Raw genomic sequence first — 15,099 nt, forward strand, 5'->3', positions numbered from 1 at the left:
CTCTTCTTTCCTTGTTATTTGTCTAAGTAGCGCGGAGGGTTTTTCAATGTCACGCGCCGGTAAATGATGAAAGCAAGCCCGATGACGATTGCAATCACCGATACGAGTTGTGCAGCGCGCAACTCGCCGATGACATACAAACTGTCGGTGCGCATGTCTTCAATGAAGAAACGGCCTACCGAATACCAGATCATGTAGAAGAAGAACATTTCGCCGCGCACCAAATTGACTTTTCTAAGCAAAATCAAAATGATAATGCCAGCCAGGCTCCACATCGATTCGTAGAGGAATGTCGGATGGTAGTATGCACCATCTATGTACATATGGTTGATGATCCAGTCGGGGATGAACAAACTCTCTAGGAATGCCCGCGACACTTCACCGCCGTGTGCTTCCTGATTGATGAAATTGCCCCAGCGGCCGATCGCCTGGCCGATTAAAATACTTGGCGCGAGGATATCCGCAACTTTTAAGAACGAGGTATTGCGGCGTTTCGTGAAGATATAGGCCACGATGACCGATGCGATTAACGCCCCATGTATCGCGATGCCGCCATTCCAGATGGCAATGATTTGTGCAGGCTGGTCTTTGTAATTCTCCCATTCAAACATGACATAATAGATGCGCGCGCCAACAATGGCGAGCGGAACGGCCCATATCAATAAATCGGTAAGGTAATCCGGGTGAAGGCCGCGTTTGACCATTTCCTTTTGCCCCACTAAAAATGCAATGACGATTCCGGTGGCAATGATGACGCCGTACCAGCGGACATCAATCGGCCCGAGTGAAAATGCTATCGGGTCGATTGAGGCTAAAATTGAATACATAAAGTGCACCTTCCCATTCGCTTAATTTGTATCTTGTGCGATGACGTCATCGAGCCGCTTGGAAAACTCTTCCGCAGCATTGACTCCCATCCGCTTCAGGCGGTAGTTCATCGCAGCCACTTCGATAATGACGGAAAGGTTGCGCCCCGGACGAACCGGGATGGTCAGTTTGGTCAATTCCGTATCAATGATTTTCATTTTGTCTTCCTCGAGCCCAAGACGGTCGTAAGTTTTGTCGGGATCCCATAACTCGAGATCGATAACCAACGAAATGCGCTTGAAATTGCGCACCGCACTGGCGCCGAACAAGGTCATGATGTCGATGATGCCGACACCCCGGATTTCGAGTAAATACTCAATGAGCTTCGGTGGATGGCCGACAAGTGTATTTTCCCCTTCTTGGCGAATCTCAACACAATCATCCGCCACGAGACGATGGCCTTTTTTGACCAGCTCAAGTGCTGTTTCACTTTTCCCTACGCCGCTTTTCCCAGTCAACAATACGCCAATGCCATAAATATCAACTAACACGCCGTGAACAGCTGTCGTCGGTGCCAGCTGGCTTTCCAAAAAGTTTGTCAGCAAGCTCGAGAAGCGCGTCGTCGTCATTTTTGTGCCGAGCACAGGTACGTGTTTTTCAGAAGAAGCGATCACCAATTCTTTCGGCACATCGACGTCATGTGAGACGATGATTGCGGGCGTATCATCTGTACATAGTTTCATCATCCGGTCGAGCCGTTCTTCCGGTTTCAACATGGCGAAAAAGGAAAGCTCCGTTTTGCCCAGCAATTGGATCCGGTTAGCCGGATAATGAGTGAAGTATCCGGCCATTTCGAGTCCCGGCCTTGAAATATCACTGATGGGAATTCGTCGGCCGATGCCTTCCTGGCCGCTGATCAGCTTTAAGCCGAACATATCCATCACTTGCTTTACTGTAACTTGTCCCATAGATTCCCCTCATTCCCTAGCTGCGCAATAAAAGACCAAAAAGCCTTGCCCCTGCGAGCGGTTTGTTTTTATTTTAACATGGAAAAAAGGAAATTGAAGGATTTCGTCCCCTTTCTGCCCCTTTCCTTCTATATAACAATTGAAAGGGGGAGTTTAGATGAAGATAATGATTGATGCCGGGCATGGCCCCGGAACGATTGGCAAACGGACGCCCGATGGCAGGATGCGGGAATTCCACTTTAACGCGGCGGTTGCGGAAGAGGTGAGAAAAAGGCTAGTGGCAGAAGGCTTTACGGTGACGTTCAGCCACCAGCCGGACCGTGATGTTTCCTTAGTGGAACGCACCCGCTTCGCCAACCGCAGCGGCGTGGATTTATTGGTGTCGATTCACGCCAATGCGGCGGGAAATGGCGGCTATCATGCAGCAGAAGGAATCGAATGTTTTGTCTACCCGACCGCATCCGCTCGTACGCGCAAACTCGGCGAGCTGCTGCAAAACTCGCTTGTTGCCTCGACCGGCCGAAAAAACCGCGGCTTGAAAACAGCGGATTTCGCCATGCTGCGCGATACATTCATGCCTGCTGTGCTAGTTGAATGCGGCTTTATGACCCATAAGCAGGAAGCTGCCTTGTTGCAAACTGCTGCGTATCGGAAACGGTGTGCACGAGCCATCAGCTTTGCGATCAGCTGCTTAGAAAACCAGTAAAAAAACCCCATTGGAGAATTTCTCCAATGGGGTTTTTTTGTTATGCATCATTAATCGATTGTCAAATAACGAACGAGGATCGATCCGGTTTTGGTTTCACCGTGAACGAGCAATGGCCCACCGATGGACTCTGTATCGCCGCTCTTTGTGAAATGCATTTTCTTTTGCATAAACTGTCCTTGTTCATGGCTGCTGTCGATATCCGACAACATGACGTCCATGCGGCCAAGGTTAGAAGAAACTTCACCGCGCAGCGCCAAATGTTGTGGAATGTAAATCTCCACGTTGCCAGCTAATGTCTTCGCTTCGATTTTCTTCGCTTGCTTGCTGCGTGTCGTCGCTACAACATTGCCGTTCAGCGATTTGGCATCGAGGTCTTCGATATCGCCGTCTACGTAAATGCGGCCATTTAAGGTTTCCGCTTCAAGCTCGCGGCCTTTCACTTCCATGATTTGAATCGGGCCATTGGCCGTCTCAAGTTCCGCTTCCTCAAACTGAACCGTTTTCAAATCAATTTTGCCGTTTGCCGTTTTCGCTTTGATCAAAGCTGAATCAATGCGCTTCATCGTAAAGCCGCCGTTGAACAAGCGGACGACGATTTGCTCATAAGCTGCTGCCGGAACATACAAAACGACATTCACTTGGGTTGTTTTCATATCGCTGATGATGCGCAATTTCCGTTCATCCGCTATAAACACAAACTTCTCCAGGAAATCATGCTTAGCTTGTTCCGGTGACTCGGCACGGAATGCTTTGACGCTGCATTCTGCACGGATCGAGCCGTCTTGGGAAGGGAAAACTTCCAGTTGGCCATTGGCGATGTCGGCAATGATTGTGTGCAATTCTGCACCTTCCTCGGTGAATGTATGATCAAAACGAATCGCTTCCCCGAATGGTGAATCAAATTCCATCGTTTTCAACTTATCAGCAGACGTTTGCATGAAATGCATCATCCGATCGCCTAGGTCATTAAAGTCTCTTGACATGTTTTTCGAGAAGTCTTTCGAAAAGTCCTTGGACACTTTCTTGAATACATCTTCCGGGCGGAAAAATCCTCGCTTGTTCCGTGAACTGCGCTGCGTATTACGGCCGTAGTCTCTCGATCCGCCCGCCTCTCCGCCATCGATCGCCTTTAATAATTCGACCGCTTCACGTGCTGAAATGGTTCCATTTTCAACCATGTCCAAAATGCGTTCTTTTTCAGTTTGCATATCGTTTGGCCTCCTCTTCGGCTTTTCCACCTTCGCGAAAAAGCCTGTTCTATTTTATTCATACGTTTTGGCGCGCTGAAAGTTTCACTTTGCTTTCTTTTTCTTTGTCGAGGCTTTGCTGACACGTTCTTCCATCCGACCGCGGTCGCGCTCTAGAATCGGCTTTAAATACTTGCCTGTATAGGAGCCTTTGACGTTCGCAATATCTTCCGGCGTTCCTGTTGCGAGTATGGTACCGCCTTTATCTCCGCCTTCAGGTCCCAGGTCGATCAAATAATCTGCCGTCTTGATGACATCAAGATTGTGCTCGATCGTCAAGACAGTATCACCGTTTTCAACGAGACGCTGCAGCACTTTCAATAAGCGGGAAATATCATCGGCGTGAAGGCCAGTCGTCGGTTCATCCAAAATGTAGAATGATTTTCCGTTTGACCTTTTATGCAATTCCGAAGCAAGCTTGACGCGCTGCGCTTCACCGCCGGACAGCGTAGTCGCCGGCTGTCCGAGTGTTACATAGCCTAAGCCAACATCCACAATGGTTTTTAATTTGCGGTTGATTTTCGGGATGTTCTCGAAAAAGCCATAAGCATCTTCCACGGTCATTTCCAGTACGTCTGCGATGTTTTTGTCTTTGTATTTTACTTCCAGCGTTTCGCGGTTGTAGCGTTTGCCGTGGCAAATTTCACAAGGCACATAGACATCCGGCAGAAAATGCATTTCGATTTTGATGATGCCGTCTCCCCGGCAGGCTTCGCAGCGCCCGCCTTTGACGTTAAAGCTGAAGCGGCCTTTTTTATATCCGCGTACTTTCGCCTCATTGGTCGTGGCATAGACGTCTCGGATGTCGTCGAACACACCGGTATAGGTTGCTGGGTTGGAACGCGGCGTCCGCCCGATCGGCGATTGGTCGATCTCGATGACCTTTTCCAATGCTTCGATACCTTCTACGGATTTGTGCAAGCCAGGCTTGGCACGGGCACGGTTCAGTTTATGGGCAAGTGATTTATAAAGGATTTCATTGATCAATGTACTTTTTCCTGAGCCCGACACTCCTGTAACAGCAGTGAACAAGCCGATCGGAATGTCGACATCGACATTTTTTAAATTATTCGCCGAAGCACCGCGAATCGATATTTTCCGCTCGCTTGGCTGGCGGCGCTCGGCTGGCAGCGGGATGAATTTTTTACCACTTAAATATTGACCAGTCAATGATTTCTTGTTTTTCATCACTTTTTCCGGTGTACCTGCAGCAATGATTTCCCCGCCGTGCACGCCCGCTCCAGGGCCCACATCTATCAAATAATCGGCTGCCATCATCGTATCTTCATCATGTTCGACGACGATGAGCGTATTTCCGATATCTCGCATATTTTTCAATGTGCTGATGAGGCGGTCATTATCCCGTTGGTGAAGGCCGATCGAGGGTTCATCAAGGATGTACAATACACCGGTCAAGCGTGAGCCAATCTGTGTCGCCAGGCGGATGCGCTGGGCTTCGCCTCCGGACAATGTCCCCGATGCTCGGTTCAGCGTTAAGTAATCCAATCCGACATTGATTAAAAAGCCAACACGTTCCTGGATTTCCCGGAGAATCATATTGGCGATTTGGCGATCTTTTTCAGACAGTGTCAAGCCATCGAAAAATTGCTGTGCTTCCGTAATCGAACGTTCCACCACTTGGCCGATATGAAGGTCATTTACTTTGACGGCAAGTGATTCGGGTTTCAAGCGGTATCCAGCACATGTCGGGCACGCTTGCTCGCCCATGAATTTCTCCATCATGTCGCGGATATAGTCGGAACTGGTTTCCCGGTAGCGCCGATCGACGTTTGACAGTACCCCTTCAAAATAAATATGGCTGTCACGGATTTTTCCGTAATCATTTTCATAGCGGAAACGGATTTTCTCATTATCCGAGCCGTGGAGGATAATATGCACTTGATCTTCCGGCAATTCACTCATCGGCACGTCCATCGCGATTCCGAAATGGCGGCATACCGCTTGCAGCAATTGCGGATAATATTGTGAACTGGTCGGCCGCCACGGGGCAATCGCATGATCGGCGAGCGTCACTGTCCAATCGGGAATGACAAGTTCGGGATCGACTTCGAGCTTGACGCCGAGGCCGTCGCATTCCGGACAAGCACCGAAAGGCGAGTTGAACGAAAACATTCTTGGTTCAAGTTCGCCGATGGAAAATCCGCAGATCGGGCAGGCATGATGTTCACTGAACAATAATTCTTCCTGATCCATGACATCTACAAGGACGCGCCCTTCCCCTAGCCGCAAGGCTGATTCTAGTGAGTCGCTCAAACGCGGGGCAATGCCGTCTTTCATGATGACGCGGTCAATGACAACTTCAATCGAATGCTTTTTGTTTTTGTCGAGTGAAATATCATCATCCAAATCAATGAGTTCGCCGTTGACGCGGACCCGCACATATCCTTGCTTTTTCACATCTTCCAGCAGCTTGACATGCGTTCCTTTGCGTCCGGACACGAGCGGCGCCAAAATTTGCATGCGCGTCCGTTCCGGATACTCAACCAAGCGGTCAACCATTTGTTCAATTGTCTGTGAAGAAATTTCAATGCCATGGTTCGGGCAGATCGGCTTGCCGATCCGCGCATACATCAGGCGAATATAATCATAGATTTCTGTCACGGTCGCCACTGTGGACCGCGGGTTTTTGCTCGTCGTTTTCTGGTCGATCGAAATCGCCGGCGATAAGCCTTCGATCAAGTCGACATCCGGCTTGTCCATCTGCCCCAGAAACTGGCGGGCATATGAAGACAATGACTCTACGTAGCGGCGCTGTCCTTCGGCATAGATCGTATCAAATGCCAAAGACGATTTCCCCGACCCGGATAAACCGGTCATGACGACCAGCTTGTCGCGCGGAATGACGACATCAATATTTTTTAAATTATGAGCACGCGCACCTTGTATGCGTATTTCTTGATTTTTCAAAACTAATCATCCTTCCGCTTTCAATTCCAGCACAGTATCACGCAGTTCAGCCGCACGTTCGAAATCGAGCGCTTTCGCTGCTTCTTTCATTTCCTTTTCGAGCAAAGTGATCAGCTTCAAGCGATCTGCTTTGTTGAGCTTTTTCCCTTGCACTGCCTTGCTGACGTATTCTTCCGTTTCTTCCGCCGCTTCAGTGGCACGGATCACATCGCGAATTTTTTTCTTTATCGTAATTGGCGTAATGCCATGTTGTTCATTATAAGCCGCTTGGATCGTGCGGCGGCGTGTCGTTTCATCAATCGCTTTTTGCATCGAATCCGTTATCCGGTCCGCGTACATGATGACATGGCCGTTCTCGTTACGGGCTGCACGCCCCATCGTCTGGATCAAAGAGCGCTCTGAACGGAGGAAGCCTTCCTTGTCGGCATCGAGAATGGTCACCAGCGACACTTCCGGAATGTCGAGGCCTTCACGCAGCAAGTTGATGCCGACGAGTACATCGTATACACCCATCCGCAATTCACGGATGATTTCGATGCGCTCAAGCGTCTTGATTTCGGAATGCAGGTAATTGACCTTGACGCCTGCTTCTTTCAAGTAATTCGTTAAGTCTTCGGACATCTTTTTCGTCAAGGTGGTTACCAAGACCCGTTCACCGCGCTCTTTGCGCTGTTGGATTTGATCCATAAGATCATCGATTTGCCCTTCGATCGGCTTGATCTCGATCTCGGGATCGAGCAAGCCGGTCGGACGGATGATCTGCTCCACCATTTCCGGGGTATGTTCAAGTTCGTATGGACCCGGTGTTGCTGAAACGAATACGGCTTGTTTAATATGTTCCTCGAATTCCGTAAATGTCAGCGGTCGATTATCCATTGCGGAAGGCAGACGGAAGCCATGGTCGACAAGCACTTTTTTGCGCGCCTGGTCACCGTTGAACATGCCGCGCACTTGGGGCAAGGTCACGTGGCTTTCATCTACAACCAACAGGAAATCTTCCGGGAAATAATCGATTAAGGTGTAAGGCTGTGCTCCAGCTGGACGCAATGTCAGATGACGCGAATAGTTTTCGATACCTGAGCAGAAGCCCATTTCCCGCATCATTTCCAAGTCATAACGGGTACGTTGCTCCAGACGCTGCGCTTCCAGCAATTTATCTTCGGCGCGCATTTCTTTTAGGCGTTCTTCCAACTCTGCTTCGATGTTCTCGATCGCTTTGATCATTTTATCTTCACGCGTAACAAAGTGGGAAGCTGGGAAAATGGCCACATGCTCGCGTTCCCCGATGATTTCACCAGTCAGTGCATCGACTTCTCGGATACGGTCGATTTCGTCGCCGAAAAATTCGATGCGTAAGCAGCGTTCATCACGCGAAGCCGGGAAAATTTCCACGACGTCGCCTCGTACGCGGAATGTACCGCGGATAAAGTTGATGTCGTTGCGTTCATATTGCACGTCGACCAATTTGCGGAGCAATTGGTTGCGCTCGATTTCCATACCTTTGCGCAGCGACACGACAAGTTCACGGTATTCTTTCGGCGAACCGAGGCCGTAGATGCATGAAACGGATGCGATGACAATAACATCGTCCCGCTCGAACAAAGAACTTGTCGCCGAGTGGCGCAGTTTATCGATTTCATCGTTGATGCTGGCATCTTTTTCTATAAATGTGTCAGATTGGGGCACGTACGCCTCAGGCTGATAATAATCATAGTAGCTGACAAAATACTCTACGGCATTGTCAGGAAAAAACTCCTTAAATTCACTATAGAGCTGGCCGGCCAATGTTTTGTTATGGGCCATGACCAATGTCGGTTTTTTTACTTGTTGAATTACATTGGACATCGTATATGTTTTTCCTGTACCGGTTGCGCCGAGCAAAGTTTGCATCCGCTTGCCCCCGATCACTCCTTCGGTCAATTTGGCGATAGCCTCCGGTTGATCGCCGGCCGGTTCATAAGGAGCTTGTAAGTTGAATTCCTTTTTCATGGATGTGTCCTCCCGTAATTTTCACTACTTCTACTTTAACATATGCCCTAAAAATCCTCTAACAAAAAGCGAACGTATGTTTTTTCTTGTTGTTTCATTATTCTATTTTGTTTGCTTTGTTATATAGAAGCAACTTATATGTCTTCTCAGGCTTTTTTAAGGGACAGACTGTTTGCATATGCGTCATTGCGTATTTATCTTCGCGCATAAAAAAAGCCGCCCCAGCCAGGGCGGCTTTTTCTGCTACTCTTCTTCCCGCTTGAGCTCTTGAAGCTGTGCGGTATATGTGTCGAAAGATTTGCGGTCGTTATGATCCAGGGCTTCGTCGATAAGTGCAAGCAATTGCGTCTCTTGCTGTTCGCGGTGAACATGCTTCAAGAAAAGATCTAGATAAATATCATTCAGCAGTTTTTCCGCTTCCGTGATTTTTTTCGTTTGAGCCATCGCTTTCATGAAGTCAGCATAAGAATAATAGTTTTCCATTCTTCTTCACCCCGAATGCTTTTCATTAGTATACACGACAACACAAGTAAGAAGCAAGAGTTTTTTGAAAATTACAACGAGATTGAAAAAATATTATTTTCAAAAATTAGTTATTGTGTATTTCCCATTTTTTATTATAATAATGTATGTAAAGTAAATTTAGGGGGTAAATATACATGGGCAAAAAGAATCAATACCCCGCTTCCTATACAATTTGCAGCAGTACCTACGCGCTGTTGCCGTATATGGACGGGCATCGGCTCCTGACACGGGTCATTGAAGACCGCAGTGAATTTCTCGTGGAGGAATCGGTTTATAAAATTGTGGCGAAATCCTGCTCTTTTTATCGCGGCTCTCTTGCCAGCGCCACCCTCTACGCACAAAAAGCGATCGGCGTAAAACATAAACCGCCAATCATCGTCGGTGAATATTATGGAAATCCACTGATTTTCTTTCCCACACATTCTCCGAAAAACCGCGACTCTATCTGGTTCAATTTTGATGCCATCGATTTGATTGCTGCAGATGAGACTGGACGCAGCAGTCTGGTATCGCTCAGCAACGGCGTTGTCGTCCCTGCAGACATCTCGCCGATTGCGCTTCGGAACCAGCATTCTTTCACTGGCTCCTTGCGCCGTTATTTCAAAAAAGCACAGCGCGTCCATAACCACCGGATGAATTATGTGACAAAACGGGCCTTTCCCCCGCGCAGCCATCAGCCATTGGATTAAAGCGCCTTGGCTGCTGTAGCCAAATAAAACCGCAATAAATCCTCTACGGCATTTTTCAGACGGATATTCAAATAGCGTCGGTGATCTTCATAGCCGCCGTGGCAAAAAATGTATTCCGAGAAATTGCCGTCTTTTACACCTCGCCTCAACTTCATTCCGTTTGCCCTCATCTGCTCAATCGTGTCAGTCAAATCGCTCTTTACGTGTTCGATCGCTTTATCCAGCAATTCCACATAAGGGGCTTTTAACTTCAACGCACTGTTTTGGATCCACTCACGATCCCGCTCTAAGATGAGGAGAACCATCGGCAGTTCCACCCGTTTCTCAAACACGGCCATTTCCGCCCTAGAAATCAGAGGCATCTCCTCACCCCCTAACAAATAGGAACAAGTGTTCTTGTTTTCATTTTAACGGGTAATTCACAAATTGCAAGAGGCCGTAGTAAAATAAATCCATTGTAATCACTCTAGTTGATGCAGCTGTTTCATTATGTGGTGATCTATCTAAACAAAAAAGCGCCGTTATGAGATGCAAATGTGGGAATTTGCATTTCACAATGGCGCTTTTTTTATGGGATATGATCGGATATAAATGGCTTAAACTACCGGATGGCGCGGAACGCCCATAGAGAGCCGACAAAAAAGACGGACGATACCCATAGAAATGCTTCATGCCAAAACCAGACCGATAAGGAGATGCCGGTAAACGACACCAGCGCGAAAATCCCAGCGAACATCCGGCTTTGCATATCGCGCTGATGCTCACGTTCCCTGCCTTCTTTGTTCTCTAGATAATTGCGCATTTTTTCCGGCTCTTCGAGGAAATTGATAAGTTTTTTCGGGAAAACTCTTGCCGGCCCGGTCGAGTTCAGCACCCAGCGCAGCACATCTTCTTTCCCGAAAATCCCTTTTCCTTCGCGTTTAGTCGAAGCCCATTCCAGAACACGTGGGCGCGCAAGTGCAAATAAATCGACGTTCGGGTCCAATACATGCAAGACACCGACAAAAATCGAAGCCGCCCGCCCGAAGAAGGCAAATTCTGCCGGCAGCTGAACCGGCTGTGTCCGGACAATGTCCTGCATATCTTTCAACAGCCGCTCGACGACAAAACTATCCATCTGCATCAATTCATTCGATTCATATGCAGCAACTAGACGCTCCACCGCATCTTCCAACAGATTGCGGTCTGCGTGAGGCAATAGGAACCGCAGATCTTCCAAGCCGTCCAGCACTTGCTCATAGTTTTTGAACAGGATGCCTTCCGCAATCAATAGAATCGCCTGTGAATCGCGCTCGGAAATCGTACCGATCATGCCGAAATCGATCAGCACGATTGTGCCGTCCGGCCTTAACAAGATGTTTCCGCCATGCGGGTCAGCATGGAACTGTCCCCCATACAATACTTGCTCCAAAAACAAAATGAACAACCGCTCGGAAATCTCGTGGCGGTCGAGGCCATGTTCTTCGATAAAGCTGATATCGGTAATGCGCGCCCCTTCGATCCACTCCATGACGAGCACGCGGCGCGTCGTATACTCATCGTAATAAAGCGGGATATGGACGCCGTTCATTTCTGCAAAACGGTCTGAAAATGCCCGTCCGTTCTGCAATTCACGGACAAAGTTCAATTCAGCACCGATCGTTTCGGTCATTTCGACATACAATTGATCAAAATCGACTTGTTTCGTAAACGGAGTGAATTTCTTCGCGAGCCAAATGACGATGCGCATCGCTTGGAAATCCGCACGGATGATGCGGTCGGTCCCAGGACGCTGGACTTTAACAGCGACTTCGGTGCCGTTTTTCAAGCGGCCTTTATAAACCTCGCCGATTGACGCAGAGGCGATCGCTGCCTCCGACAGCTCGCTCAAATAATTGCTATGTTCCACGTTCCACTCCTGCTCAAGCACTTCGATGATGTCTTTTCGCGGAACGGAGGGCACACGGTCGGTCAAGCCTTCCAGTTCAGCCAAAAAGCTGGGCGGCATGATATCCGCACGAGTCGACAGAAATTGGCCCAATTTGATCATCAGACCTCCAAGCTTAAGCGCCAACTCTTTGTATTCTTTCGCTTGTCGAGTGACAAGTTCGTTCCAACGCTGCTCCACGACAGGAGTCCACTTGCCCCGGTTGCGCCTTTGGAAAATCGATACTTGCAAATAAAAACGAATCGCCATGGAAACGATGCGGTAAATTCGGAGATATGTAAACTGGTTCATGTATGCGCTCCTCTCTATTGACTTCATTATAGAGTTTGGTGACAGATTAGTCCAAAAAGTGGTATGTTTTTAAGGGATGGATTCTCAAGAGGGGGATGGAAATGGAAACAATTCATTATGAACAAAAAGGCAATTTGGCATTTGTCACATTAAACCGCCCGGATGCGATGAACGCATTCAATTATGATATGCTCACCGAACTCGGACAAGTAGCGGAAGCGATCCGCATCAATCCCGATATCCGCATCGTCGTCTTCACCGGATCCGGCGACAAAGCGTTCAGTGTAGGCGCAGACTTAAAAGAGCGCAAAACATTGACGCCTGAGCAAGTAAAACGCAATATTTATAAAATCGGCGAAGTGTTCACGACGATCGAAAACTTGCCGCAGCCGACGATTGCGATGATCAACGGCTATGCATTCGGAGGCGGCATGGAACTTGCACTTGCTTGCGATTTCCGTATCGCTGCAGACGATACATTGCTCGGTCTCACCGAGACGAGCCTTGCGATCATCCCAGGTGCTGGAGGGACGCAGCGCCTGCCGAGACTCATCGGCGAAGCAAAAGCGCTGGAATTGATTTTGACTGCACGCCGCCTGAAATCAGCGGAAGCACTCGATTACGGCCTCGTGACCCGCATCGCCTCAAGTGAAGAATTGCCCGCTATTACAGGAGCATTTGCCGATTCCATTTTGGCTAACGGACCGATTGCACTGCAGCAAGCGAAGTTCGCCATCAAGAATGGAATGAATGCCGATTTACAGACAGGCTTGCAAATCGAACGAAAAGCATACGAAATCACCATTCCAACAGAAGACCGCGTTGAAGCACTGGTAGCTTTTGGTGAAAAACGTAAACCTGAATTCAAAGGACGTTAAAAAAACCGGACGGGAAATCCCGTCCGGTTTTTTTATTTATCACAGGCGTTTCATCCACCCGATAATTTCTTCTAGTCTGGCAAAGCGCAAATTCGGCTTTCCGGTGCGCGATAGATTATGGTCGGCTTCCGGGAAACGGACGAATTCCGCTTCTTTTTGCATGCTTTTCAGCGTGATGAACAATTGCTCCCCTTGTTCGATCGGGCAACGATGGTCATTTTCCGAATGCAAAATGAGCAATGGCGTATGGATGTCTTTTGCGTATTTCAGCGGAGAATGTTCCCATAACTTCTCGACATTTTCCATTCCGACTCCGTGCTGCCAATCGCTGAAATAATAGCCGATATCCGATACCCCGAAAAAGGAAATCCAGTTGGAAATCGAACGCTGCGTGACGGCTGCTTTAAAGCGGTCGGTATGGGAGACAATCCAATTCGTCATGAATCCCCCGTAGCTGCCGCCTGTTACGCCGAGCCGTGTTGTATCGACCCACGGGTTTGTTTCGATGACTTGATCGAGTGCCGCGAGAATATCCCGGTAGTCCCCGCCGCCGTAATCGCCACGCACTGCGTCGACAAAAGCTTGGCCATAGCCATGGCTGCCGCGTGGATTAATATAGAGGACCCCGTAGCCGTTTGCTGCGAGCAATTGCATTTCATGGACGAATGTATTGGCATACATGGCATGTGGACCACCGTGGATGTTGACGACAAGCGGATAATTTTCACCGTCTTCAAAACCGCGGGGCTTCATCAGCCAGCCGTGGACATGAAACCCATCTTCGCTCGTAAAGGACACCTTCTCCGGTGCAATCAATTCCGATTCTTCCATGTAGCTGTCGTTGCATGTGGTTACCGCTTTACGTTGTCCTGCAGAAATATCGAGTTTGTACAACTCGCCGGGAGATACAGGGTTGCTGATGGCAGCAAGCGCAAAACTGCCATCGCGCGCGATATCATAGCCATAGACATGCTCGTCTTCCGGCGTTGCCGGATATACTGCCCCGTCGAGCGATGCAAAATACAAGCGCACATCGCCTTCAGTGGAAACTTGGAAATACAAATGATCATCTTTTGTCCATATGACACCCGGCGCATCCGAGCCTTGTTGGTGATCGGCAACGACATAATCGCCGACCGGCGCATCGATGCCTTCCGTCAGGCATTGGCTCGTTTTTTCCGCTGTGTTGTATACGTATACTTCCGCATGAGTGGCATTTTGGTATGTGCGCGACTGTCCGACAAATGCGATGTGGGCATCATCAAACGAAAAAACGGCATTGCCGTAATAACCATCTTCCTCGATGATGGCAGTTTCCTCTCCAGATTCCAAATCGCGCAAAAATAGCGATTGGCGGAACACGAAATCCAGGTTCTCCTCTTTCACAGCTCCATAAACTAGTTTTTTGCCGTCGTGGGAAATCGCTTCCAGCCCGTAATGATAAGGCCCTTCTGTCAATTGTTTCGCATGGCCCGACTCTAGCTCCACAAAGCCGATTTGGCGGTGGACTTCCTGCTTTACCAGTCCATTTCCATCCATCTTGTATTTCATTTTACTTGTACGGTAAGGCTCCGGTTTTTTGTCTTCTTTTTCCTTTTCTTCTTTATCCGTAAAAGTTTTGCCATCTTCCGCCATTGCATTGATCCAGATTTTCGTACCGCATGGCGACCAGCGGAAAGCACTTATGCCTTTTTCAAAATCCGTGATTGCACGCGCTTCTCCCCCATCAGCAGACAGCACATATAGTTGATTTTTGTCGTTGCGGTCTGATAAAAACGCCAGTTGACGGCCATCAGCCGACCATGCAGGCTGGCTATTACGCCCTTTGCCATGGGTCCAAGTTGTGGATTTCCCGGTTTCCAACGAAAGATGGTGGATGTGCGCATGATATGTATTGTCTTCCTCGTCCATTTTGGTTTGGACGTATACGGCCCGTTTGCCGTCTGGTGAAATTTTCGGATTGGTGACGGAAACTAATTGGAGCAAATCTTTGATTTCAACAGCCTTTTTCGTCATATATTCATCTCCTAAATAAGTATTTCGATTTTCGTAATAGTTACTCTTTTACTATATAGAAAGTAGTCTGTCTTTTCAATCAAATTCCCTTTAGCGGCTAAAGATGCGTCCTCAATTCCCGCCAC

Annotated in this window: 12 protein-coding genes; 3 read left to right on the forward strand and 9 right to left on the reverse strand. The window is 48.4% G+C overall.

What is annotated here, in order from left to right; genetic code table 11:
- Positions 1–14: 14 nt before the first annotated feature.
- Positions 15–827, reverse strand: a complete 813-nt coding sequence (gene lgt, locus ACFO5U_RS13960; RefSeq protein ID WP_377279708.1) for a prolipoprotein diacylglyceryl transferase — start codon at positions 825–827, stop codon at positions 15–17.
- Positions 828–848: 21 nt separating this feature from the next.
- Positions 849–1,775 carry an HPr(Ser) kinase/phosphatase gene (gene hprK, locus ACFO5U_RS13965; protein ID WP_377279709.1) on the reverse strand — a complete coding sequence of 309 codons (927 nt, stop codon included), beginning with the start codon at positions 1,773–1,775 and terminating at the stop codon, positions 849–851.
- Between the two features lie 157 nt (positions 1,776–1,932).
- On the opposite strand from hprK, the gene ACFO5U_RS13970 reads away from it, so the two are divergent.
- Positions 1,933–2,481: an N-acetylmuramoyl-L-alanine amidase family protein gene (locus tag ACFO5U_RS13970; RefSeq protein ID WP_377279710.1), complete on the forward strand. Its 549-nt coding sequence runs from the start codon at positions 1,933–1,935 to the stop codon at positions 2,479–2,481.
- A 50-nt stretch (positions 2,482–2,531) separates the two neighbouring features.
- Here ACFO5U_RS13970 and ACFO5U_RS13975 read toward each other — a convergent pair whose 3' ends face one another.
- From ACFO5U_RS13975 to ACFO5U_RS13990, 4 genes are all read right to left on the reverse strand, one after another.
- Positions 2,532–3,692: a DUF4097 family beta strand repeat-containing protein gene (locus tag ACFO5U_RS13975; protein ID WP_377279711.1), complete on the reverse strand. Its 1,161-nt coding sequence runs from the start codon at positions 3,690–3,692 to the stop codon at positions 2,532–2,534.
- A gap of 84 nt (positions 3,693–3,776) precedes the next feature.
- On the reverse strand, positions 3,777–6,659 hold the full coding sequence (gene uvrA, locus ACFO5U_RS13980; protein WP_377279712.1) for an excinuclease ABC subunit UvrA: 2,883 nt from the start codon (positions 6,657–6,659) through the stop codon (positions 3,777–3,779).
- A 6-nt stretch (positions 6,660–6,665) separates the two neighbouring features.
- Entirely contained in the window at positions 6,666–8,648 is a 1,983-nt protein-coding gene (gene uvrB / locus ACFO5U_RS13985) for an excinuclease ABC subunit UvrB (protein WP_377279713.1), read from the reverse strand.
- Between the two features lie 243 nt (positions 8,649–8,891).
- A complete protein-coding gene (locus tag ACFO5U_RS13990; protein WP_377279714.1) occupies positions 8,892–9,131 on the reverse strand; it encodes an IDEAL domain-containing protein in 240 nt (79 codons plus the stop codon).
- A gap of 176 nt (positions 9,132–9,307) precedes the next feature.
- On the opposite strand from ACFO5U_RS13990, the gene ACFO5U_RS13995 reads away from it, so the two are divergent.
- Complete coding sequence (locus ACFO5U_RS13995; RefSeq protein WP_377279715.1) at positions 9,308–9,862, forward strand: competence protein ComK; 555 nt, start codon at positions 9,308–9,310, stop codon at positions 9,860–9,862.
- On the opposite strand, the gene ACFO5U_RS14000 is transcribed toward ACFO5U_RS13995, so the two are convergent.
- Together ACFO5U_RS14000 and ACFO5U_RS14005 are read right to left on the reverse strand one after the other, a co-directional pair.
- Positions 9,859–10,224 carry a YhjD family protein gene (locus tag ACFO5U_RS14000; protein WP_377279716.1) on the reverse strand — a complete coding sequence of 122 codons (366 nt, stop codon included), beginning with the start codon at positions 10,222–10,224 and terminating at the stop codon, positions 9,859–9,861. The two genes, ACFO5U_RS13995 and ACFO5U_RS14000, sit on opposite strands and share 4 nt — an antisense overlap.
- Positions 10,225–10,463: 239 nt before the next feature.
- Entirely contained in the window at positions 10,464–12,080 is a 1,617-nt protein-coding gene (locus tag ACFO5U_RS14005) for an ABC1 kinase family protein (RefSeq protein WP_377279717.1), read from the reverse strand.
- 101 nt (positions 12,081–12,181) lie between these two features.
- Here ACFO5U_RS14005 and ACFO5U_RS14010 point away from each other — a divergent pair, with 101 nt between their 5' ends.
- Complete coding sequence (locus ACFO5U_RS14010) at positions 12,182–12,958, forward strand: enoyl-CoA hydratase-related protein (protein ID WP_377279718.1); 777 nt, start codon at positions 12,182–12,184, stop codon at positions 12,956–12,958.
- A gap of 39 nt (positions 12,959–12,997) precedes the next feature.
- Here ACFO5U_RS14010 and ACFO5U_RS14015 read toward each other — a convergent pair whose 3' ends face one another.
- A complete protein-coding gene (locus ACFO5U_RS14015) occupies positions 12,998–14,974 on the reverse strand; it encodes a S9 family peptidase (protein WP_377279719.1) in 1,977 nt (658 codons plus the stop codon).
- Positions 14,975–15,099 lie beyond the last annotated feature (125 nt).

This window comes from Planococcus dechangensis (genome assembly GCF_042654465.1).
Lineage (GTDB): Bacteria > Bacillota > Bacilli > Bacillales_A > Planococcaceae > Planococcus > Planococcus dechangensis.

Excerpts from the sequence above, each read along its gene's own strand:
- lgt (WP_377279708.1), bottom strand. The coding sequence starts at position 827 with ATGTATTCAATTTTAGCCTCAATCGACCCGATAGCATTTTCACTCGGG.
- hprK (WP_377279709.1), bottom strand. The coding sequence starts at position 1,775 with ATGGGACAAGTTACAGTAAAGCAAGTGATGGATATGTTCGGCTTAAAG.
- ACFO5U_RS13970 (WP_377279710.1), top strand. The coding sequence starts at position 1,933 with ATGAAGATAATGATTGATGCCGGGCATGGCCCCGGAACGATTGGCAAA.
- ACFO5U_RS13975 (WP_377279711.1), bottom strand. The coding sequence starts at position 3,692 with ATGCAAACTGAAAAAGAACGCATTTTGGACATGGTTGAAAATGGAACC.
- uvrB (WP_377279713.1), bottom strand. The coding sequence starts at position 8,648 with ATGAAAAAGGAATTCAACTTACAAGCTCCTTATGAACCGGCCGGCGAT.
- ACFO5U_RS13990 (WP_377279714.1), bottom strand. The coding sequence starts at position 9,131 with ATGGAAAACTATTATTCTTATGCTGACTTCATGAAAGCGATGGCTCAA.
- ACFO5U_RS13995 (WP_377279715.1), top strand. The coding sequence starts at position 9,308 with ATGGGCAAAAAGAATCAATACCCCGCTTCCTATACAATTTGCAGCAGT.
- ACFO5U_RS14000 (WP_377279716.1), bottom strand. The coding sequence starts at position 10,224 with ATGCCTCTGATTTCTAGGGCGGAAATGGCCGTGTTTGAGAAACGGGTG.
- ACFO5U_RS14005 (WP_377279717.1), bottom strand. The coding sequence starts at position 12,080 with ATGAACCAGTTTACATATCTCCGAATTTACCGCATCGTTTCCATGGCG.
- ACFO5U_RS14010 (WP_377279718.1), top strand. The coding sequence starts at position 12,182 with ATGGAAACAATTCATTATGAACAAAAAGGCAATTTGGCATTTGTCACA.
- ACFO5U_RS14015 (WP_377279719.1), bottom strand. The coding sequence starts at position 14,974 with ATGACGAAAAAGGCTGTTGAAATCAAAGATTTGCTCCAATTAGTTTCC.